We start from the raw sequence: 22,539 nt of genomic DNA on the forward strand, positions 1-22,539 counted from the left end.
GTGCATCATACAGAAATCCGCTGAAACGCAATCTCGACAATCTGCACGACCTCCCCAGGGGCGAGGGTGAATTGGTAAGGTCATTGTCATTGGGCTATCGCCGGGCGGCTGGTATCGCCAGTGGGACCTGCGTGCTTGCTTAGAATTCGCCGGCGTCGAACACTTCTTTGTTGTCGCGACTGCCGATCGCGTGGCGGACTTCTTCGTTGAGCGAATCGGTTGTGAATCGAACCGAGCCGTCGCACATCAGCAGATGCGTTCCGCCGGGATGGTAGCTTCCCAACGACATTTGCAAGTTGTCTTTCGGGACGTCTCGAAGGTTGAAACCGAAGTGAAGCGAACAGAGGGCTTCTGAGAAGTCTTGGCCATTCTGTGCGTCGAAGTCTTCATGGTAGAGCATGAAGTGATCACACACGCCGCACTCTTCGTGGTCGATGTACTTCGTTTCACCGACCATCACGGTGTTGCTGAGTCCGTCCAGAATCGCGGCGAAATTGATGGGTTTGCGATCGGGGCGGTTGTCGCAAACATCGCCACCTGAAGTGATGTGGCAAAAGTCCGTCGCTAAGAAGACGCCGTTGCCACGATCGAATCCGATGTAGTCGAACATCGAATGTTCATTCCAATTGACATCGCTGCCGCCGTTGCCGAGGTAAGTGTTTCGCACTCGGCCGGTGATTTTGTCTCCGGGTTGGCTAAGTGCGACCGGTCCGATCTGGGACGGGCAACGAAAGACCATGACGGGGGCTGTCGCGAGTTGCCTGAACCGGACACTTTCGGGCAAGCCGCCGGTTGCGCCACCGCGTTCACCGTAGGGGACGATGTCGGCGAGTTCGCGCTGTTCCAGAAACGCGAGGATGTCTGTTGTCCAGCTTGGGCCCCAGCCGCCTTTTGCGCCCCAAGGCAACGTGCGGTAGACCGATTCGTAATTGTGCAGTGCCAGCCCGATATTTTTGAGGTTGTTGGTGCACTGAACCTTGCGAGCCGCCTCACGAGCAGCCTGAACGGCGGGCAGCAGCAGCCCGACCAGAATCGCGATGATCGCGATGACGACGAGCAGCTCGACCAGCGTGAACGCTCGATGCATCATCGCGCCATCACTCACCGATGATCCGCGAAGACGACGCGGCATCGTGGAAATGTAAATCCGGCGGTGGGGGGCGAGCGAGGCAGGGCAGGGCATGCCGCCATTTTCGCTGAAACCCCCAGTTGGGGAAAGGATGAATCTGCAAAAAAAAGCGGCGTGTCGGTTTCCCAACACGCCGCTCTTCAGACGATTATCAGACGTTGTCGCCAAATGGCTCGCTATCCGCGTTCGGCTTGCCAGATCTCACAATCACCCGAGCGAGATTGGTTGGCAAGTCGCGAAGCAGCAGTCTTGGTCAGATCAACGCAGTGGCAAGGAGAATTCGTTGCCACCCGGTCCGCTGCGACGGCTGATCCGATCGTTGCGAGCGTTCATGTAGTGAGTCGCTTCTTCAGCAACCAGGATCGTGTCACCGCTGCGGACTTCGGTGCGGAAGCGATGGTGCCCGCCCTCGGCCGCTTTGGCGATGATCTGCATGCGAACTTCTTCACCAGCATCAATGCGAGCGATCGGATTGATCAACACTTGACCGGTGATGACTTTGCCGTCGTTGCCCAACAACTGTTGAGGCTCAATGCCGTTGCTGAATTGAGCGATCGCACGCACGTCGGTCGCTGGTTTACTGCCGCGGTTACGAATCACGATTTGATACGTGACGTCTTGTCCAACGGGTGCTGGTGCGGATGGGTCTTCGATTGAAAGAACCAAGTCAGCAATGGCTTCCACGTTGGTTGTCAGAGCGACGCCGGTTTGACCCGCTGCACTGCCTTTGCAGTTGAACGTGAATTCATGTTGTCCGGTGGAATCCAATCGGCACTGGAATTGGTAGTTGCGACGTGCACCAGGAGTGAGCGAAGCGATCTTCCAACGCAGTTGGTTGTCGATCAACGAGGCACCTTCCATGCCGCCAATGTAGGTGACGCCCATTGGCAATGTCAGTGTTGCAACAACATCGTCGCTGGCCGTTGTGCCATGGTTGGTCAGTTCCAACTGATACATTGCATCGGTGTTTTGGTACTTGAGCTCGGGGCCCGTCAGGACGGCTTCCAAGTCAGCGGCCAAGACGCGAACGTTCTTGTCCGCTTCGGCTTTCAATTCCAAATCACCGGCAGCCAAACCGTGGATCTTCAGGTCGCCCAAGTCTTGAGCGGTCAGTTCCACTTCGAATTGAGCTTCTTTGCCCGAAGGAATGTCGCCAATGCGTTGGCTTTGTGGCGTGCTGGATTCAGGTGACAGTGTGAACACGACGTTGGGTGCGATGCCGTCGCCGGGGTTCAAGACGCGAATCGTGTAGGTCTTTGATTGACCGTAGATGACTTCATCGGGACCGTCGATCGTCAGAGCCAACTCAGGTTCTTGGACCTGGATCTGCATGCGTTCTTTTTGAGGAGCGATGGTCCAGTCAACGTTCACATCGTGGGTACCACTTCGTGACGCTTTCAAGCGAACCAGCATTCGTTCGGATTGACCAGCGGCCAAGGTTTCGATTCGCCAGTTCAGTTGACGGATACCGTTTTCGGTGACTCCGGCGACATCGCCACGGGTGGCTTGTTGACCAACGACGTCGGCCCAGTCAGGAATGTGAGCTCGGACGACCAAGCCTTCCGCATCCACGTTGCCGCGGTTTTCGACGCGGATTTCGTAGGGGTGCGTTTGACGAATCATGACCTTCTTTGGGCCCGCCGTGGTCACGCGAATGCCGGGCAGTTCGCTGGCGGTCGTCGTTGATTGGGATTCCGATGTTGGTGCGGTCGCTGGTGCAGCAACGTTCCCACGCATGTTGTTTGGATAGTCAGTGCCGACGTGATCCGAGTTTGGGTTGCCAAGCGTGGTGGATGGTCCGGCAACCGAGCGAGCGGGCACGGACGAACGAGCTTGGAAAGGATCCCGCGGTTGGAACTGGTCGTGCGAAACGCCGTTGGAGTTGTGCCAAGCCGATTGTGGTTGACCCAAAGTGGATTCCGCTGGTTGCGAAGGTGCACCGACGGGCAAGCGGTCGCTGATCGGATGCAATGCGATTCCGTTGGAACCGTTTGCCGCGAGCGAACCGGACGGACGCATGTCTGCACGACCGCCACCGAAGGTTTGCATCTTGGTAGGTGTTTCGTCGGCGCCGGAATTGTTCGTTGCAGCGGCACGAGTCGATGTGGCGAGGGGCGACGCGGCAACAAACGAGTCGGCAGGAGAGTTCTGCGTCATCGATGGTGCTTGGCGAGCTTCGCCCAGCGTAATCGTTGGCGATGCGGTCTTTGCGGGCGAAGCAAGTGGCGCTGGTGTGTTGATCGGTGCGGGAGCCTGGATCGGAGCCATCGCAACGCTCTTGGGCGGGACGAGTTGGCTGATTCGATGTGGAGCCGGTGCAGGAGTCGCAACGGGCTCGCTTTTCGCAATCACTTCCGACGGAGCCGGAGCAGCGGGCTTGGTGGGCTGGGTTGGTTGTGCTGCAACGGTTGCGGATGGTGCGGGTGCTGGTTTGGCAGCAACCTTCGGTGCCGGGGTTTGAACTGGAGCCGTTGGCTTAGGTTCTGGTTTTGGCTCCGGCTTTGGTTCGGCTTTGGCAACATCGGCCGAAGGTGTTTTGACAGGAACAGGCTTTGCAACCGGAGCAGGTTTTGATTCGACCTTGGGTTCGGTCTTTGCAACGACGGTTGGTTTGCGACGACGGGAAGATTCCGTGGTCGACAATTCTTCCATCGTTGGTTCGGTTTCAACCTTCAGGATTCGGCGTGAAACCTTTGGCACGATTTCGACTGGTTCTGATGTGACCGGTGAGATCGCGATGGGTGAGCTGCGAACGACAGGAACCGGCGACGATTTGCTTTCGACGCGAATCGGTTGCGAGGGTGCCTTGCGAGCGATCGATGTTTCCATCTTCGGCGGCTGTGGCACTTGTGAGGTTGGTCGCGGAGTCGAGCGTTGCACGACGCGTGAGCCAGCGTTCGGATCACGCAGTGGCGTGGTTCCGGCGGTGGATCGTGGGGTGGTGCTTTGGCTGCGGTGAGTCGGGATGCCGCTCCAATCAACGTCACGCTCGCTGGGGACCGCGGTTGCGGTGCGGCCGTCGTTGCTTGATTTGCTAGAAGACGAGGATCCACCGAACAAGCTGCCTAGCAAACCGTTGCTGGAGGATCGGGTGGTGGTCCGTGAACGCGAGTTCAAACCGCTGAGGATGCCGGTGGACTTCCCTGGGCCGCTGAGCTGTTTCCCGACAACCTGTTGGATCTCAGGGTTGTCCGTGGTTTCTTGGGCGGCGACGCTTTGTGGCCCGAAAGAGGTCCAAGGCGTTGGTCCGACGGTGAAGGACGTCGCGAACATCGCTGCGGCCATGAAGACCGGCAAACGACGGCGTGGCGACGCCAAATGCGTGATGAGTTGACAAAGACCGCGCGACATTTTTGTACTCGTCTCGTGACACGAAAGGGTGATTCGATCGTGGTATCGGCTGTTCGGGTATTCCGTGCTGAATGAATTTGCACGACGATGACGGTTTGGGCGAAAACTTGGCCTGTGTCATTTGTGACGACGGGCTGTTTGGTGCCCCCGAATCAGCAGCGGTTGCGGCCGTTGTTTGTCCTTTCCAATCAACCGAGCGATGGAGTTTCATGTCTCGACGCGAAAAAATCGAAGCCATGTTGGCGGACGATCCGACCGACACGTTTTTGCGGTATTCCTTGGCGATGGAATATCGGTCCGAGGGTGATCATGAAACGAGTTTGGTGAAACTACGTGATCTGTTCGCGGACGATCCGCCGTATGTGCCCGCGTTCTTCATGGCGGCGCAGCAGTTGGTTGATTTGGGCCGAATCGATGAGGCTCGTGCGATCCTGCGTGATGGAATTGAACAGGCTCGCACTCAGAACGATTCGCACGCGGCGGCAGAAATGAGCGAACTGCTCTCGTCGATTGGGATGCTGGGTGAAGACGACGATTTGTAATCGTTGTTAGTCTTCCCGCGGGCTGGATTTCTCTCGCCGTATGCTGGACTTTTTCGTCCGGCAGGGGGGCTGGTTTCGACGGACTTGGAAGTCCATCGTACGGGGGTGAGGCAGCAAGCTTGGCGTGCGGTGCTGCGTTGGGAGGGCAGCGGTGGTTGGCGTTGCTGGGGATGGAGTTAGTCGACGGACTTGGAAGTCCATCGTACGGAGGTGTGAGTCAGCGAGCTTGGCGTGCGGTGCTGCGTTGGGAGGGCAGCGGTGGTTGGCGTTGCTGGGGTGGAGCGGGTCGACGGACTTGGAAGTCCATCGTACGGGTGTGAGGCAGCTAGCTTGGCGTGCGGTGCTGCGTTGGGAGGGCAGCGGTGGTTGGCGTTGTTGGGGGCGAGCGGGTCGACGGACTTGGAAGTCCATCGTACGAAGGGTGTGAGGCAGCAAGCTTGGCGTGCGGTGCTGCGTTGGGAGTGCAGCGGTGGTTGGCGTTGCTGGGGTGGAGCGGGTCGACGGACTTGGAAGTCCATCGTACGGGGGTGTGAGGCAGCTAGCTTGGTTACGAACGGCCGCCGCGACGGGACGCTTTGCCTCGGCCCTTTTTGACGCCACCGGGTTTGGTGGCCGGTTTCTTCCCGGCAGTTCGTTTGCGGATGATGTCCGGGTTGGTACCTCGCTCCGTCTTCTTGCGAGATTCCTTGGGAGCGTCCGCGCCGATCACCGTTCCGGTGGAACCACCGCTGGACAGCGTTCGCTTTTTGACGGGTTTGGATGTCTTTGGGCCGGTGGCACTGGAACGCGTTTCGGTCGTGCGACTCTTCTTGACCGCTTTTCGGCCGCCCTTGAACGCGGGACGTCCGCCGGTTCCTTTGGCCGCAACGTTGCGGCTGGCACCGCCAGGGCGGCGCTTGATCGATTGCTTTGATGCGGGACGAGCCGGCGGAGCTGTTTTGGCCGCTTTCTCAGCCGCATCGATACTGCGGCGCAGTTTGTCGACTTCGTCTCGTGTTAGTTTTCGGTAAGCCCCGCGGGGGACGTCGCCCAGTTTCAACGGGCCGATGGCGACACGACGAAGTTGCTGAACTTTGTGCCCAAACCGAGCAAGGATTCGGCGGATTTCGCGGTTCTTCCCTTCCTTCAGCCGAATTTCCATTTCGGTGGCTTTGGTTCGTGCCTTGATGATTTTGGCACCGTCGACCTGAACCAAACCTTCCGCGATGTAGATGCCTTCTCGCATCTTCTTCATCGTTTCGCCACGGACTTCGCCGGCGACGACGACGCGGTAAACCTTTTGGATACCAAACTTGGGGTGAGCGAGTTTTTGGGCCAAGTCACCATCGTTGGTCAACAGGATCAGGCCTTCGCTGGAGATGTCCAGACGTCCGACGGGAAAGACGCGTTCGGTTGGTGGGACCAAGTCGATCACGCGGGGGCGGCCACGAGGGTCACGATTGGTCGTGACGATGCCAACCGGTTTGTTGACAACGTAATAAACCAGTTTCTGAGGACGCAGGTAGTTCCCGTCGACGCGAACCTTTTGAAGGTCAGGATCAACGGTGGTTCCCAATTCGGTGATCGTCTCGCCGTCGACATCCACCCGTCCTTCGCGGATCAGTTCCTCGCATTGACGTCGGCTGCCAAAGCCCGCGGAGGCGAGCAATTGGTTGATTCGTTTGGCCGACGATGCCTTGTCTTTCGACGAAGACTTGGCGCGTTGGGGTTTGGAGGACGAGGGTTGGCGTGGCATGAAAGGACGAGCAAAGAAAAAGGTAGGGCTGGCAGGACTTGAACCCGCGACCTAGGAATTATGAGTTCCCAGCTCTAACCAACTGAGCTACAGCCCCGAAATGCGAGATTCGCAGGGGCAAATGATAGCTGCCCACCCGAGTTTGTGACAGTGATGAAGTTGCGAGTCGGTTGATGTAGTCCGCTCGCAGGTCGTCGTCAGGGATCGGTCCAAGCCCTTTGGCGAGGGCATTTCTCGTCGGCTGCGACCAGTTGCTCTACTGGGTTGCCGAAGCCATCTCCGCCGATCCCAGGTGAGGGCAAACTCGGTGCAAGATGTCCGCGAGCAGTTCGATGTCGTGATCGCGGTGAGCGGATGTGATCGAAACTCGCAAACGTGATTGTCCGGGAGCGACCGTCGGTGGACGAATCGCAGGCACAAAGAAGCCGTTCTCTCGCATCGCTTGACTGGCTCGAACCGTTTCGGCTTCCTCACCAATGACCAGTGGAATGATTGGGATGCCGGCCTCGATTCCACCCGCTTCCAAATTCATGCGTCGGCGAAAGAGTCGCGAAAGATGAGCCAGCCGATCGCGGCGATCTTGCCAGAGCGACAGACGTTGGATCACCCGGTGGGCTCCCTCGGCGACGATCGGTGCCAGCGAGGTGCTGTAGATCAATGAGCGGCAGGCGTTGACCAGCGTGTCGATGACGACTTGAGGTCCGGCGACGAAGCCTCCTTGATGTCCAACCGCTTTGCTGAGCGTTCCGATCCGCACCGTGACGCGGTCGGAAACTCCCATCGCATCACACAGCCCGCCGCCACGACGCCCGAGGACACCGGTGCCGTGGGCTTCGTCAACCATCAGGTGAGCGCCGAATCGTTCGGCTAGATCCGCCAATTGAGGCAAGGGTGCGATATCGCCGTCCATGCTGAAGACTCCATCCGTCACGATCCAAGTCAAACCGGCTTTGCCGGCGCGATCGGTCAGAACGTGTTCGACGAAGTCCAAGTCACGGTGGGGGTAGATGACGCGTTCGGCTTTCGACAAACGGCACCCATCGATCAACGACGCATGGTTGAGTTCATCGCTGAGGATCAAGTCGCCCTCGCCGGCCAAGGTGGCGATCGCACCCGAGCATGCGGCGTAACCGGAAGGGAAGACAACCGCGGCTTCCGCCATCTCTAACTCGGCAATGCAACGAGCGAGTGCTTCATGGCGCGGGGTCCAGCCACAAATCAGGGCACTGGCGGTTGCGCCGTGTGTCTCGTGCGGCGATTGCAAATCACAACCGCGAGTTTCGTCGGCAACGACACCGAGGTAATCATTGCCGCCGAAGTTCATCAACCGACGCCCGTCCGCTTCGACGACGTGGACCCCTTCGACCTTTCGGGCACACAGCTTTCGCGTCCGGCCTTCTCGAGCAATGGCTTCCAGTCGATCATGAAGCGGTTGAAGTGACATCGGTTCAATCCCTGCTGAGAATACGCTAGTTCGCTAACAGATATTTGAGCAGACTTTCAACGTACTTATCGGCTCGTTTCGGAGGATTGTCACCTTTTGTGGGGACTTTCCGCAGCGCCGACTTCACGTCCCAGTCCAGCTCTTGTCGATGGTTGTCGATCAAGTTAAGTGCCGTCATCGCGACGAAGTGACCTTCGTTGTTAACGTTGGCGAATTGCAACAGCGTTTCTTTTGCATGTTCCCGTTGTGAGTCGTTGCCCGCGACAAGCAAGCCTTCGCAAGCGGCCGCGCGAACGATCGGCGACTCACCTTTCGCGGCAATGGGATCCAGCAACCTGAGAGCAGCAGCGTGTGCGTCCGGCTCAAGTGTGGAAGATGGTGACAGCATCGCGAGCGTCAAACCTCGAGTGCCCCAATAGCGATCAATGCTGGATTGGCTGGTGCAAAGTTCTCGCAGATCTTGCAGCTTCTGATCCGTCAATCCGTTCCATGCCGTGGTGGTGTCCCAAGCCATGTCTACCAAATGGCTCCAATCCAAATCGCTGGACAAAGCCCACTGGCGAGGCGGCTTGTTGCCGGCCAATCGATGCATCTCGGCTTCTGGAACGACGCCCAGGTCAGTCGTGGACTTCATCCAGTTGCGGAGCTCAGATCGCATTGCGTTGAGTTTGTCCGCATGAGCCGGATTGGAAACCAAGTTGTTGACTTCATCCGGATCTGCCTCCAGATCGAACAACTCTTCCAGCGGTTTGACTTGCCAAACTTTCGATTGAGCTTCGTTTAGTTCTCCCGCATCGAACATCTTCTTCCAAATTTGAGTCGTTGGCGTTTGGAACATGTAGTCGATGTAAGCGAAGTAGATCCGCTCGGGGTGGAAGTGGCGGATGTAGACGTAGCGTCCATCCGTGCAGCTGCGAACCATGTCGACTCGTTCGTCCATGCGTCCGCGATACCCGAACAAATAGTCCTTCGGTTTTCCATTGAGCTGGCCAGCAAAGGGAACGCCCTGCATCGTGGATGGCAATTTCGCACCCGCCAGGCTGATCGCGGTTGGTCCCATGTCGACAAAGCTGACCATTCGATCGCTGACGCCACCGGAGTTGTAATCCGCGGGCGCGAGGTGTTTGTACTTTTCAGGAACATGCAACAAGAACGGAACATGCAATCCCGAGTTGTATGGCCAACGTTTGCTACGCGGCATGCCACTGCCGTGGTCGCCGTAGTAGAAGACGATGGTCGAATCCGTCAGCCCGTCTTCTTCGAGTTGCTTGAGTATCTTTCCGCACATCGCGTCCATTTCGGTCAAGCGATCGTAGTACTGCGCCCAATCGCGGCGGACGGTGTGAACGTTGGGTTGATACGCGGGCACGGGGGCTTTGTCGGGATCATGGACCAGCGTGTGCTCGTTGCGAATCTTACTCTCGTGGCTGATCGTGAAGTTGAAGACCGAGAAGAAAGGTTGGTCCTCTCGTTCGCGATGGCGGAAGTGAGCTTTGCCATCGCACTCGTGCCAGCTTTGAATTGCGGCCGTGTCGGCGAAGTTGTAGTCGGTTTTGGAATTGTTGGTGCAGAAGTATCCGGCTTCCCGAAGCACGTTTGGATAGAACTTAAAATCTTCTGGGACCCGCACACCGCTTCGCATGTGTTCGCCACCCAGGCTGGTCGCATACATGCCGGAGATCAACGTGGTCCGCGCCGGTGCACACACGGGTGCGTTGGACCAACATTTTTCGTATCGCAACGAGCGTGTGGCGAGTTTGTCCAGGTTGGGAGTGTCGGCGTATTCATCGCCGTAGCAACCCAGTTGCGGGCCGTTGTCCTCACTGGTCAGCCAAAGAATGTTTGGTGGAGGCAACGCATCGGAATCCGCTGCATCAACGGAGCTCAGCAAAGCGGGCGAAAGGAAACAGCAGCCGACCCAAGCGGCAGCAATCCAATATTTGATCATGGTGGAGATCTTTGGTGTGAGGCGGGAGATTGTGGGGGAACAACCCGTGGCCTCACATGGTAACCGAACACGAAAGCATGCGCGCGATTGGCTACCGAGTCGTTGCTGGTTTTTGTTTAGGAGTTTTGGGCGTAAGGAATCGTCCCAGCGGCGAGGCCAGCAATGCGGGCAGCAACAGGACATCGCCCACCAAGGCAGCAAGTAGCAATCCGAACATCATGAACGCGAATCGCTGGGTCGGTTGAAAGTCCGACAATCCATAAACCAAAGGCGAAATGGCGCAGACGGCGGTTGTCTGCCACATTGCGGGGCCGCATTTGTGAAGTGCCGCGAGCGAGGCTTCCGTTCGTGCCTTTCCTTTGCGGGATTGGCTTTGGAACTTGGTCAAAAAGTGAATGGTTCCGTCGACGGCAATCCCCAACGCGACGCTGGCGGTCATCACCGATCCAATGTCGAGCGGGGTTTCCAGCAAGCCCATCGTTCCAAACAAAGTGATCGTCGGAAACAGGTTCGGGAACATCGCAACCAATCCGCCGGTAAAGCTTCGCAGCAACAACATCATGATGATTGCAACGATGCCGAAGGCCGCAAGGAAGCTGCGAAACAAATCCTGCAGCAGCACATCCTGTGACTCCGTCGTCATCGGAACGCCACCGGTGAATTGTGGCGAGATCCCTTCACCGGCTGATTCCAGAATGGGGATGACTTCCGCCTGCACACGTTGGAACTCGGTGCGGTAGTCGATCGCTTCGTCGAATGGGAATCGAAAGCTGATCCGCCAAAGTTGATTTCCCTTTTTGTCGATCGCGATGTAGCCAGCGTCTTGCAACGGCGAGTCAGGATCCTCCAGTTGCTTTCGGATATTGGCTTCCAAGACGGTTGATCGAATCGATCGACTTTTCTTGGACGGTGGGCTGGGCAAAAATGAGCGAGCGGAGAACACACCGCCAACCAATTCGGTGGACCGGAGATGGTCGTCGACATCGCGAACCAATCGAAATCGATCGATGGGATCGGGCATCGAGTCAGGTGGGAACTGGACGACGACTTCGGCGTTGATGGTCGGGCCGATGTGTTCTTCAAACCATGCGTAATCCGTCCGAATGCGACTGTTCTCGGGGAACATTCGAGGGATGTTGACCGAGGTCGTCAGTTGCGGCAATCCAGACGCAGCGACGGCGGTGATGACTGTGAACAACGCGACCACGATGATCGGATACTTCATGAACCGGGCCGCGAAGGCTTCCCAGGCGTGACCGATGTTCGACCGCCATTTTTCTACTGGCAGAGGATCGATGTCTTCTTCGTTTGCCTTTGCAAGTGCCGCGCGGTGTTTGATTCGATGGCGTTTGCCGTGCCACTGCATGGCACCAGGCAGCAGCAACAACAACAGCAACAAAGTGCCAAACACCGATCCCGCGGCGATGAACCCAAACGCACTGACCGGGACCAAACGAACCAAGCCAAGCGATCCCAGTCCGATGATGGTTGTCGTTGCCGCCAGCCAACAAGGCAAGATTCCAGCCTGCATGGCTTGGCGGGTGGCTGCGGTCGGATCGATGGTCGGATCGCTGCACATCGCATCGCGATAGTAATTGCACAGGTGAATCCCCGCACTGGCGGTCAACACAAACACCAGCGGCGGCAGCACGATTAGGATCGCGTTCATTTCGATGCCGGAATACAGCACCATGGCTAACGACATGCCTTGGCCAATCACGGCGACGATGATGATGATCGCGGTCAATACAATCGAACGCAGGCAGAACACGCAAATCAGCGCGCCAACAATGACCGATGGCAGCGTGAATCGATCGATCGAACCCTGGGCTTCCGCGTCGACCAAAGCACCATCGGTGGGCGGGCCGGCGGTGTAGATCTGATCCTCGGGAACACCGATTCGGTCAGAAACCAGTTGCCGAGCTTGGGCCAGGACTTCCTGCCGATTGAGGTTTCCGGCTTCTGAGAACGTCGCCAACACAATCGTTTGCTCGCCGTCTTCGCCGACCAAAGATCCTTTTAGCCGAGCCCGTGTCGCTCGTTCTGAAAAACTGGTCGGTGGACTGGTCAGAACATCGAAGACACGTTGTCCCGAACTGACGCCTTCCAAGTATGCCGGACGGTCCGAAGTGGGCTGAACCAGTGGCAGCAACGCTTGAGCGGCTTGATCGACTTCCTCGGCACCAATCTTGGCACCGTCCCATCCAATCATCAGGACATCTTGGCCCTGAAACAGCTCCGAGAAGTCGTCGTATTGTTTCCGGACCGGCATGTCCTCGGGCAACCACAACGCCGGTGCGTTGTACATGGTCGACAACGCACGAGCGGAATCGCGAGCGGCCAAGGGTGCGAGAATGCACACGGCTAGCAGACCGATGCAAAATCGCACGCGATAGGTTGTCGCTTGGTCGGCCAGAGATTTCAGGGGCATGTGGTAGTGTCGGGCGGTTCGGGACGGATTGAATGCCGAGCCTACCGAATCCAACCCTCGCTGACGACTCGTAATCGACCGCCAAGTCAGCGTCACCGATCAGATGCGACGCGACGCCTCATTTCAATCCACCTGTTCGTCAAACTTTCTCATCGTCGCGGGCCGATTGTGGATCCGCATCCGCGACACCGAGATCGTTTACGGGGCTCACCCTTTTCGAGAAGGATGGTTGGATTCGGTCCGCGTCGGTGGCTTGTGAACCTTCAACACCGGAGTGTCCTCCGTCACCACGATCCCTTCGGTGGGGCGTTCGGGTTGGACGGCATCGAGCGACGATGGGGACTCAGCGCTCACCGATTGTCCTGGATCAAACGCGGGCTTTCCCAAATGGTCATGCCGTGGTTTGAAGACCTTTCCGAGAGGTCCTGCAAGCAACGCCGGCAAGAGGATCAAGTCACCGATCAACGCGGCGGCCAACATCACCAACATCAACGTTCCAAAACGTTGGGTCGGAGTGAAAGTGGACATAGCGAAAATGAACAGCCCCAACCCGCCGACGATGGTGGTTTGAGTCATTGCGGGGCCGACGCGTCGGTACGTTTCGATCACCGCTTCCTTTCGAGATTTGCCTTCCTCGAGGAATTGACGGAACCACGTCAGGAAGTGAATCGTGTCGTCGACTGCGACTCCCATCGCGACGCTGGCGGTCATCATGGTTCCGATGTCCACGGCGGTTCGCAGGTGCCCCATGACTCCGAATACCAGCAACACCGGGAACACGTTTGGAATCATCGAAACCGCACCAGCGGCAAAACCAGCTCGCAAGTTGGACGGTGCCAACCATTGGCCAGGGAAAGATCCGGGGTTGAGCAACACGATCATCACAAAACCGATCAGCACAAACGCGAGCAGGATCGATTCCACCAAACTGCCCAGCAACGTCCTTTGAGCTTTGTAGACAACCGGCACGACACCGGTGTAGATGACCTGTGGCGTGGCCGGTTCATCGAGCTCAAAAACGGGCAAGCGATTGGGTTGTCCGTCGGCGACTTTGTCGAGCGAAAGGATGTGTTTTGGAATTGGCCGCGAGATCACTTCCATGGCCGAGATCAAACGTTCCGCTCCGGCGGCATATGATTCAACAGGCTCCGTCGCGGCGACCGTCTTCGAAGTCGAAGCCTGGAAACTTAACCCAGCCAAGTCGATCACCACATCCGCGGCCGCGATTCGGCGGTCCCAATTTTCATCGGTCGGTTTCGCGATTGCATCTTCGGCATCTGGATCGATCCAGCTTTGACGGATGCGTTCATTGCCCAACAGTTCACGCAACGTCGACAAGAAAATGGCACGTTGGTCGACGACGCGTTCACCCGATATTTCATCAGTCGTGACCAAATTCGCGGAATCCAACTCCACGACGTTCTGTGCGCCGAGAACCAAGACCTTTGCCTTGGGAAGCTGTGTTCCGTCAGGTTGCTGCAATTCGCGGAGCAATTTTGCTCGCACCCGGTAGGCTTGCACAACAGGATCGACCGCGTCTTTCAACTCGTTGATGAACAATCCATAGTCGACGTCCGAAAGAGCGCTGACTCGCAGGCTAAGTCGCCACAGTTCGCTGTCTTTTAGCGGACCATTCTTTTCGATTTTGACGTAGTCGCTGGTCAACAACTCGTCGCGAGATTCGTTCAGTCGGCTGTTGAATTGGGACCGCGTGTTGCTCCAACCGTTGCTGACATCCGGAAGTGGGGCGATGAAAGTATCCATGCTGGACGCTTGCCCAACTTTTGCGATGCCTTCTTCTCCGAGGGATCGCGTGACGACCTTGCGAATCCGTGCGACGGCCTCGATTCGTTCCAGCAAGCTCAGCGAAATCGGATCGGACAAGCGATCTTGGTCGTCGCCTTCCTCTTCAGTCGATGCGGACGCCAGGCGTTCGGGCCGTTGAATTTCGGGGGGCATTCGGACGACAATTTCCATCGGCACCAGATTGCCAAAGTGATCTTCCAACCAAGCGTAATCGCGAAGGATGCGGGCCTGGGGATCAAACAACTTGAGCAATTGCACCGACGTGGTGATTTTGAACAACCCCAACGATGCGATCGCCAATCCGACGATGCAAGCGATACTGACAATCGCATGATTCCCGGTGATCCAACGTCCGACTCCAGCCCACCAAGCGGCCAATTCCAACTCACCCGATACGGCACCCTTCGTCGGTGTCGATCCGGAATTGGTGTCGACGGTTGCTTCCGTTTTTCGTTTTTCGGCGGCGAGTCGCTTGCGTTCTTCGGCTTTGTCTTGGCCGAATTGTGGCGAGAAAGTTTCCAGCGCGGCGGGCAAATAACTGAACAAAACGCCCAGCGTCGAGATCACGCCGATCGCGGAATACAAACCGAAGTTGCTGATCGGTTTGAGATTGCTGGTGAACAGCGACGCCAGTCCGATCGCAGTCGTGAGTGCGGCCAGCGTACACGGCAGTGCAGCGTGCTTGAGCGCGCGAGTTGCCGCCCCACGTCTGCCTCGAAAACGAACTTCGTCACGGTAGTAATTGATGACGTGAATCGATCCGGACAACCCCAGCACATAAACCAGCGAAGGCATCGACATCAAAATCGCGTCGACGCGGCCGCCCGTCCAACCCACCATCGACATGCTGAGCATCGCGGCGGAACCGCCGACGACGAACAACATGATGGTGACTTTGAAGCTGCGGAAGCAGAAATATGAAAGCAGCACACCGACCAAGATGCAGTAACCGACCAAGCGAACCAGCGTGATGGTGCCTTCTTCGTCGATGGCGATGTTGTCAATCGGTGGACCGCCCATTCGCAGAGGTGGCATGCCTCCGATGGATTCCGGCGGTTCGCGATTGAACGGCGGTGGCGCGCTGCTGGGCGGCAACGGTGGCTGGATGCCTGATTGCTGAGCCAGTTGCAGCAATCGACCTTGCGGAGTCCCAAGTGTGCCACGTCCAACGGCGAACGCGAGATTGTCCTTTGCCAGATCAGTCAGCGTTACCAACAAACACGTCAATCGTGGTGGCGGTTCGACGCCCAATGCATCGTAGACGGCGTACCAAGCGTCTGTTTGCGTTTGCGTCAGCGACGTCGCAAGTTTTTCGCGGTCGCCATCGAGACGTTCGACGACGAAGGTTTCGAGGGCACGCTCGATTGTTTCCGGTGCATCCGCTGGTAAGCCCGAGCGGCTTTCTTCGGGAAGCTTTTCAATGAATGATTCCGCGGTCCAGTCAAACTCGTGCGGTACCGCGGGGGCGAACAGTGTTCCCGTCAAACGTTCCATAGCCAGTCGTTTGGCAACGATTGGCTTTTTGGTCACGTCGGTCAAATCGATCGGCCACAGCGGACCACCCTCGGCGGCCAACTGTTCGGCGATTGTGGCTCCCGTTTGAACGGTTTGAAACAACGGAGCGCACAACAACATCGGGTCGTTGTAAAACGGGTTGATCCGTTCCGTGGTCGATGGCTCGCCAAATGCCGTTACGAATTGACCTTTCAACTCGTATTCGCCGATGGATTTGTTGAACTTGCGGACCAAAGCGGCCGGCCCGTTCATCGATTCTTCCCACCGGAACAATTTGCCGTCTGGTTTGATGTAGTACCAAGTCCCATCGGCCGATGCCAACCACTTCTCGTCTTCGCCACCCCAGTTGGTCAAATCTTGACCGGGAGGCAAAAGTTCCAGCTCTTCGCCCAGTTCACGCGCACGCACGCGCGTTTGAACTTCCGCCAGTGACAAAGCGTTCTCACCCCATGCTTCGTCTGCCGCGAGCTGTTCGCGGTAGTTGGCTGATTCGTGCAACAGTTTGTCTTCGAACAATCGCAATCGCTGATCGCCGACGTTGCATCCTTCCCAGGTCAACAGAACAAAACTTTCACCGGCAAAGTGATCCGCGAACCAGTCCAATTCCGCCGTTTCCGGGAAATCGCTGGGCAACCAATCTTTGACGTCGTTCTCTTTGTTCTTCAAACCCATGCGGGCGGCGCGGAACGCCGAGGGCATGAAAAAGAAGAATCCCATGAGGATCAACAAAGCCACGGTCAGTCCCCACGGGCCAGGCCGCTCCAGGAACGACGGCTTGGTTGAATCTGCGGTCATCGAGGATTCCGAAAGTGAGAAGAATGAGTCCGGTCGAGACGGGGGCGATTGGACAAGGTTGAATGCGTGATCGAGATGAGTATCAGGCCCGATGTCCCGTCAATTTCGTTCGGTCATGGGCGACCAATCCGCCGCCAACCACCGAGACAGCAGTAAGCTATCGAGGGATTGGCGGAAGGTCCACGTCAATGCGATTGTCCGATCCAAACGTTTCGATTGTTGTGAGCCAAATGAGAGGGTTAGAAAAGCTGGGAAGTTTCTGACCCAAAACAAGCGACCATGCCAGACTTCCGACTCGAAATCCGACAGCGACGGTTTGCCCCACCCCCACAAAACGAACCAAATGCAGTCTAATTGTCAGAACAGCCTAATCGGCGGAGCAGTTCGAACCAGAGCGTGAGAAATGTGTTTTCCACCAACCCGAGCCGCGAAGGTGGATCCGGATGGGGACGGTGAAGAACACGACCCGCTTGTCGAGCACGTTTGGGTTCGCATTTTGCAGCCTTTCCGTCGATGAATGCCGTCTCGTTCGCATCCCCGCGAATCACACTTGTCTATTCGAAACCCACGAAGTGAATTGATGTCTGAATCTCTCCAGTCCCTGATCGACTCCGGAACAAAGCTGTACTTGGATTCGGTTGAGCCATCCGAAATTGACCAGAACCTCAAGTGGGGGGCCGTCGGCGCCACCAGCAACCCCGCCATCATTTCGGGCATCGTGAAGGCGGGCGGTTTTGACGATCGCATTGACGCGTTGCTGAGCGAAGGTCACGACGACGAAGCCATCGCATGGGCTTTGACGGATGAGTTGGTGTCTGACGCGGAAAAGAAATTCGCCTCGATTCACGAATCCACCGGCGGCAACGCTGGCTGGGTCAGCTTCGAACTCGATCCGATCTTGGAAGACCCCGACCAAAACCTATCCGCATCCGACATTGCCAGCCGCTACATCGAGTTGGGCAAGCAGTGGAACGCCGGTCACACCAACCGAATGATTAAGGTTCCCGCGACGGAAGCTGGTTTGTTGGCATTGGAAGAATTGGCCGCCGCCGGAATCACTTTGAACGTGACGTTGATGTTCACCGCCGACCAATACCACGCTGCTCGCGAAGCCATTTGGAAGGGTGCCCAGCGTGCAGCCGAATCGGGAGTGCGATCATTGGATCAATTCAAATCCGTGTACAGCATTTTTATCTCGCGAATTGATGTCTACACGCAGAAGGAATTGCCAAACCTGTCAGCTGACGCGCAAGGCCAAGTGGGCATCTTGAACGCCAAGCGAATTTGGAAAGAGAACCAGGAGTTCTGGGCCGACAAAAACCTGAAGCTGGAACAAGAATTGATCTTCGCCAGCACGGGAACCAAGAGCAAAGATGACCCACCTTGGAAGTATGTCGCCGCTCTGGCCGGCAGCGATATTCAAACCAACCCGCCGGCGACCAACGAAGCCGTCGATGCGAGCGGAAAGAAATTCACCAGCGAAGTGGCCGACATGCCATCACAAGCGGTCCAAGATGAAATTGACGCCGCTTTGGACATTAAGGCGATGCACAAGTTCCTGATGGATGAAGGCGTCGACAAGTTCGTCAAGCCACAGCGAGAACTGTTGGCGATCATCTCCGCCAAACGCGAAGAACTGACGAAGCAAGCCTAGTCGTCGAGCAAGAACTCGCAGGCAACAGTTTGAAATGCAATCAGCCGCGGCAAATGCCGCGGCTGATTTGCTATGTGTCCTGAATCGTCTGAGGATCGATCGGCGATTCACGAACCAACGAATCTGGGCTCCCCACAAACCGGAGGGCTCGCGCCCTGCCGCTAAGTGTGGTACCGGAGGGCTCGTGCGCTGCGGCTGAAGTTGGTAGCGGAACGGCGCAAGCCGTCCGGTGTCACGCTGGGCTCCCCACAAACCGGAGGGCTTGCGCCCTGCCGCTAAGTTTGGTACCGGAGGGCTCGTGCGCTGCAGCTGAAGTTGGTAGCGGAACGGCGCGAGCCGTCCGGTCTCACCCGAAGTTGTTTCATTGACAAACCACTCGTCAACGAGCGGATCCAAAAGCCCCGGCGCCACCCAGCCAATTTAGAATTTACAATTGTCAATTTAACTTTTTCAATCGCCACGACCGATCTACAAGCTGACACCCGCTGACCAGATCTCTCTTCCAAACCGCACCAATCTGACGATGGCCGCTAGGCCCGGTTGCATCGAACTACCGGTGCTAACGCAAGTCGGCTAACAATCGCAAGCCAATCAGTGTGCCGGTTGAGCCAAGTGTTCGATGGCTCGTTGGAGCACGTCGTCTTCCAATTCCGTGACCAATCGTCCGTTCTCATCCGGGCGAGCCGCGATGTAGGTTGGCGGCACGGACAGGTGTGGTTCCACTCCGTTGCGACTGATCGCTCGACCGCTTGGCGAGTAGAACTTCGCCGTTGTCAGGCACAGCCCGAACTGGGCGGCTTGCATTCGGAAGATGCCCTGCACGCTACCTTTACCATAGCTTTTTTCGCCGACGACCGTTCCACGGTTGGAATCGCGAATTGCACCGGAGAAGATCTCGCTGGCACTCGCACTGTTTCGGTCAATCAAGACCGCCAACGGAACATTCCATGTGTTGGCACGGTGAGCCGAGTAGTCAAAGTTTTCGCGAGCGTTGCGACCTCGGGTGGTTAGGATTCGACCGTTGTCGATGAACCGATCGGCGACTTCCACCGACGCGGGCAACAATCCGCCGGGATTGTCACGCAGATCGATGATCAGCGAACGCATTCCTTGACGACTGAGTGCCCAAAGTGCTTTCTCCACTTCCGCGGGCGTCGACTTTTGAAAATTTGTCAGTCGGAAGTAGCCAATCTTGGCATCCGTGTCGACCAAGTGAATGTTTTCAACACATGGCACGTCGACCCGGCGTCGTGCGACTCGGATGGAACGTGGTTGTTGATCAACGGAAGCGATCTCGAGTGACACCAACGAACCCTCGGGACCACGCAGCAAATCGGCAACGTAGTCAGGGTCACGGTCAGCGGCGGAAATCGCGTCCACGCCCATGATTCGATCGCCAGCGACGATACCGGCTTCATCGGCGGGGCCACCCGGAATCACCGACAAAATGTTCAAACAGTCTTCGCCAGGCTTCAACTCGACGCCGAGTCCAACGAAGTTGCCATCAATGGTGCTGAACATGTCGTCTAGTTGTCCAGGCGACAGCAAACGAGTGTACGTGTCCAACGTCGAAACCGCACCCGATACGAACTCCAGAACCGTCGCCGTTCCGCTCAAGCCGAGTTCTTGCTGAGCCATGGACGCAACCTGAGACACGGTCGCTCGCAAGTCAAATCGACTTTGGGTGGACCGCTGACTGATCCGGTGGTGGATTTCCATTCGGAACTTCTCAATCTGTTCCGGTGTCGCATTGGGAAGCATCGTTTGCACGAACGTTTCATCATCCAACGCGGTTTCGAGAGCCGCGGTGCCGTGCAGCAACACTCGTGACCACTCAATCGTGTCAACATAGTGCGTTTGCAGGTTCGCCAAAATCTCGCTGTACAAGTCCAATGACTGCGACGTTGTCATGTCACGCAGCGATCGCAAGTACGTTTGATCTTGATAGCGGCGGTTGACGTCAAATCGTAACCGGCTGATCAGCAGTCGCTGATACAGGATGCGGTCCTGCGGGAACCGGCGAGTTGCCGATTCGTAGTGGTCGATTGCGTCGCTCCACTGACCGGCATCTTCCAGTTCAATGCCATCAGTCAACGCTCGAGCACGCTCTTGTTCTTCGAGTTTGCGTTCGGCGTCGTTGGTGGGGGCGGAAACGGTAGGACCACGTGAAGGCACGAAGCCTTGTGCAAACGCGGGCATGGAAGATCCGCCGACGGCGATCGCACCGACGACCAATGCAAACGTCCGCATGCGGCCAGCGACTCGTCGCCGACGAGCGTGCTTGGCAATCGCTTTGCCTTCGTTTGATTGGTCCGCTTGCTTGTCAAAAGCAAGGCATCGATTGATCGTCGTTAACAGGTCCATGCGCCGATTCCATCGCGAGTGTCGTTGGAGGGGGATTGCTGGACGGGGTGAGTCCAAGCCCCACGGAAGACACTCCGAATCGTGGGGCTGAGCAAACTTAGGTCACAAAACGTGCCCGGTCAAAAAACCATGCCGATGAAATATCACCCTGTTTGCTCCAAACCGCACGACCCGGTGAACAAGCCGTCGGTTGTCGCGACGACAGAAAGTTTGCCGGTTAGGGCGTGGCTGTCGCTGGGATGTATCGTGCCGGTCAGGCACGACTTTCATCGCGTGATGCGCCTCCAGTGCGCAGAAAGAAACAACTTCACTCAATGTGATCAAAGTTCAGTGATCGAGTTGTTTCACGAGCAAGTTCGTGAAACACTTGCGGCGTTCCTCATCGCCAGTTGTTTCTTGGCATCGCGATAAGAATAGGCACTGTCCCATACGCGGGCAAGCAACGGATTCAGACGCTCAACGAAGACTCGCCAACTTGGTAGCTCAGAAGCAACGCAAGCAATCCGTACGATGTCCTTCCAATATCGTAGAGCTCGACGTTTTGTTTGCGGCACCTTTCGACGCCGTCATACTTTGTAAATCGGGCCACGTTGTTCCGCCGGCCGTTTGTCCGTTTGGGTTGTTCCAACCATAGATGCGATCCGATCGTCGCATTGGCGAAGCTAAGTAGGTCGGCAGGAATGATCGGGTAGAACGTCACGTAGGCGAGTCTTTCTGAGACTCGCAAATGACAGCGTCTGGGAGGACGCCGCCATGTGATCAAGCCCAATGACTCTCGCTCACGTGCTCAAACACTGTTGGCGACTGAGGTCAGTCTGTGCTGTTCGCGACACCATAGACAGAGACACCCAGCTCTATCCCGAAAGCGTTCAACTGGGAGAGGAGCGTCGTTGGGAATCGATTGAACTGACCGAGCGATCCATCGGGAAGGTCCCAGGAAAAGTCCAGCGTCCGTCTGCAATTTGGTAGTGCATTGAAAATGGACCCCAATGCCTCTTCATTTGCTTCAAGAAAGACGCAAGCTTCTTCGATCTGTTGCGGTACGTGGTCCCCATCAGAATGCGAAACGACCAAGCGGTATGTCGAGTCCGTCTGCGTGGCGTCTGTCCATTGACGCAGTTTCTTTCGAGATTGAGTCGTCTCTTCAATCGCCAAGGCCGATTCGCGTGCAATCGATTCAAGAGCGAGATGGTCACCGGTGATACGGAGCACTGCAGGCATGTCGACCTTCCTTCCCTGTTTTCAGCTGACGCGTTCGGTCAACCGCCTAGGATGTAGATCGCGACGCCCTGAAACACGATCAACGTTGCGGTGAAGACTGCGCACACGAGACGAGAATTTCGATACCAAGTGCGGACGAAGGCGGACCAAACGATCAGCGACATCATAACTGATGCGGTCACAGCACTCCCGAAGTAGGGAGCCTCGATCGTCGCTTCCGCTTGATGAAACATCAACATCGCGTAGCAGATTGCACCCAACCATCCCAAGCCAGCGATGACGGATGTGAAGTGATAAATCGTTCGACGGATGCTCGGAGGGACCGTTGATTCGGTCTCGCTCGAGACCGGTTCGTAGGGATTGTTCACTCGATGATGTCCCAGTCAGTTAAGTCGCAGACTTTGCAGTCCAGAGATCGACAGCAGCGTGAACCCACGTCCTAAGCTACAAAAACGAACCCGAGGCGTGATGGGGTGCTTTTGTGGCCGCGATACAGGCACGATCGGAAGGTTTGCGATAGAGAATTGATCAACAAGACCATCAAAAAGTGTGGACGTCGCGACCCAAACGCGATTACCTCGCTTCGGGTGTGCTGTTCCGGCGA

The 22,539-nt window shown here is 56.8% G+C and carries 12 protein-coding genes and 1 tRNA gene; 2 read left to right on the plus strand and 11 right to left on the minus strand.

What is annotated here, in order from left to right:
- Nucleotides 1-139 precede the first annotated feature (139 nt).
- Both RB_RS06245 and RB_RS06250 read right to left on the minus strand, forming a co-directional pair.
- Nucleotides 140-1,183 carry a DUF1559 domain-containing protein gene (locus tag RB_RS06245; RefSeq protein ID WP_231846273.1) on the minus strand — a complete coding sequence of 348 codons (1,044 nt, stop codon included), beginning with the start codon at nt 1,181-1,183 and terminating at the stop codon, nt 140-142.
- A gap of 204 nt (nt 1,184-1,387) precedes the next feature.
- Nucleotides 1,388-4,480 carry a COG1361 family protein gene (locus tag RB_RS06250; RefSeq protein ID WP_011119220.1) on the minus strand — a complete coding sequence of 1,031 codons (3,093 nt, stop codon included), beginning with the start codon at nt 4,478-4,480 and terminating at the stop codon, nt 1,388-1,390.
- 71 nt (nt 4,481-4,551) lie between these two features.
- On the opposite strand from RB_RS06250, the gene RB_RS06255 reads away from it, so the two are divergent.
- Nucleotides 4,552-5,022, plus strand: a complete 471-nt coding sequence (locus RB_RS06255) for a tetratricopeptide repeat protein (protein ID WP_007328869.1) — start codon at nt 4,552-4,554, stop codon at nt 5,020-5,022.
- Between the two features lie 547 nt (nt 5,023-5,569).
- On the opposite strand, the gene RB_RS06260 is transcribed toward RB_RS06255, so the two are convergent.
- The 6 genes from RB_RS06260 to RB_RS06285 all read right to left on the minus strand — a co-directional run bounded on the left by RB_RS06260 (nt 5,570) and on the right by RB_RS06285 (nt 16,696).
- Nucleotides 5,570-6,757 (minus strand): pseudouridine synthase, encoded by a 1,188-nt coding sequence (locus RB_RS06260; protein ID WP_011119222.1) that lies wholly within the window; start codon nt 6,755-6,757, stop codon nt 5,570-5,572.
- Nucleotides 6,758-6,780: 23 nt separating this feature from the next.
- Nucleotides 6,781-6,854 (minus strand) — tRNA-Ile (locus RB_RS06265).
- Nucleotides 6,855-7,013: 159 nt separating this feature from the next.
- The gene (locus RB_RS06270) at nt 7,014-8,201 is read right to left on the minus strand and encodes an aminotransferase class I/II-fold pyridoxal phosphate-dependent enzyme (RefSeq protein WP_011119223.1); all 1,188 of its coding nucleotides are present in this window, start codon (nt 8,199-8,201) and stop codon (nt 7,014-7,016) included.
- Between the two features lie 25 nt (nt 8,202-8,226).
- A complete protein-coding gene (locus tag RB_RS06275) occupies nt 8,227-10,149 on the minus strand; it encodes a sulfatase family protein (RefSeq protein ID WP_164921615.1) in 1,923 nt (640 codons plus the stop codon).
- A 91-nt stretch (nt 10,150-10,240) separates the two neighbouring features.
- Entirely contained in the window at nt 10,241-12,580 is a 2,340-nt protein-coding gene (locus tag RB_RS06280; protein WP_164921616.1) for an efflux RND transporter permease subunit, read from the minus strand.
- 207 nt (nt 12,581-12,787) lie between these two features.
- On the minus strand, nt 12,788-16,696 hold the full coding sequence (locus RB_RS06285; protein ID WP_011119226.1) for an efflux RND transporter permease subunit: 3,909 nt from the start codon (nt 16,694-16,696) through the stop codon (nt 12,788-12,790).
- A 517-nt stretch (nt 16,697-17,213) separates the two neighbouring features.
- Here RB_RS06285 and RB_RS06290 point away from each other — a divergent pair.
- Nucleotides 17,214-18,350, plus strand: a complete 1,137-nt coding sequence (locus RB_RS06290; RefSeq protein ID WP_011119230.1) for a transaldolase family protein — start codon at nt 17,214-17,216, stop codon at nt 18,348-18,350.
- A gap of 591 nt (nt 18,351-18,941) precedes the next feature.
- Here RB_RS06290 and RB_RS06295 read toward each other — a convergent pair.
- The 3 genes from RB_RS06295 to RB_RS06305 all read right to left on the minus strand — a co-directional run bounded on the left by RB_RS06295 (nt 18,942) and on the right by RB_RS06305 (nt 22,303).
- Nucleotides 18,942-20,714 carry a S41 family peptidase gene (locus tag RB_RS06295; protein WP_164921618.1) on the minus strand — a complete coding sequence of 591 codons (1,773 nt, stop codon included), beginning with the start codon at nt 20,712-20,714 and terminating at the stop codon, nt 18,942-18,944.
- 810 nt (nt 20,715-21,524) lie between these two features.
- A complete protein-coding gene (locus RB_RS06300) occupies nt 21,525-21,935 on the minus strand; it encodes a hypothetical protein (protein ID WP_011119235.1) in 411 nt (136 codons plus the stop codon).
- A 38-nt stretch (nt 21,936-21,973) separates the two neighbouring features.
- Nucleotides 21,974-22,303: a hypothetical protein gene (locus RB_RS06305; protein ID WP_011119236.1), complete on the minus strand. Its 330-nt coding sequence runs from the start codon at nt 22,301-22,303 to the stop codon at nt 21,974-21,976.
- Nucleotides 22,304-22,539: the final 236 nt, after the last annotated feature.

Origin of the sequence: Rhodopirellula baltica SH 1, assembly GCF_000196115.1 — a bacterium.
In the GTDB taxonomy this organism is placed as follows: domain Bacteria; phylum Planctomycetota; class Planctomycetia; order Pirellulales; family Pirellulaceae; genus Rhodopirellula; species Rhodopirellula baltica.

Excerpts from the sequence above, each read along its gene's own strand:
- RB_RS06300 (WP_011119235.1), bottom strand. The coding sequence starts at position 21,935 with ATGCCTGCAGTGCTCCGTATCACCGGTGACCATCTCGCTCTTGAATCG.
- RB_RS06285 (WP_011119226.1), bottom strand. The coding sequence starts at position 16,696 with ATGACCGCAGATTCAACCAAGCCGTCGTTCCTGGAGCGGCCTGGCCCG.
- RB_RS06245 (WP_231846273.1), bottom strand. The coding sequence starts at position 1,183 with ATGCCCTGCCCTGCCTCGCTCGCCCCCCACCGCCGGATTTACATTTCC.
- RB_RS06260 (WP_011119222.1), bottom strand. The coding sequence starts at position 6,757 with ATGCCACGCCAACCCTCGTCCTCCAAACCCCAACGCGCCAAGTCTTCG.
- RB_RS06295 (WP_164921618.1), bottom strand. The coding sequence starts at position 20,714 with ATGGACCTGTTAACGACGATCAATCGATGCCTTGCTTTTGACAAGCAA.
- RB_RS06255 (WP_007328869.1), top strand. The coding sequence starts at position 4,552 with ATGAATTTGCACGACGATGACGGTTTGGGCGAAAACTTGGCCTGTGTC.
- RB_RS06280 (WP_164921616.1), bottom strand. The coding sequence starts at position 12,580 with ATGCCCCTGAAATCTCTGGCCGACCAAGCGACAACCTATCGCGTGCGA.
- RB_RS06250 (WP_011119220.1), bottom strand. The coding sequence starts at position 4,480 with ATGTCGCGCGGTCTTTGTCAACTCATCACGCATTTGGCGTCGCCACGC.
- RB_RS06290 (WP_011119230.1), top strand. The coding sequence starts at position 17,214 with ATGCCGTCTCGTTCGCATCCCCGCGAATCACACTTGTCTATTCGAAAC.
- RB_RS06270 (WP_011119223.1), bottom strand. The coding sequence starts at position 8,201 with ATGTCACTTCAACCGCTTCATGATCGACTGGAAGCCATTGCTCGAGAA.
- RB_RS06275 (WP_164921615.1), bottom strand. The coding sequence starts at position 10,149 with ATGATCAAATATTGGATTGCTGCCGCTTGGGTCGGCTGCTGTTTCCTT.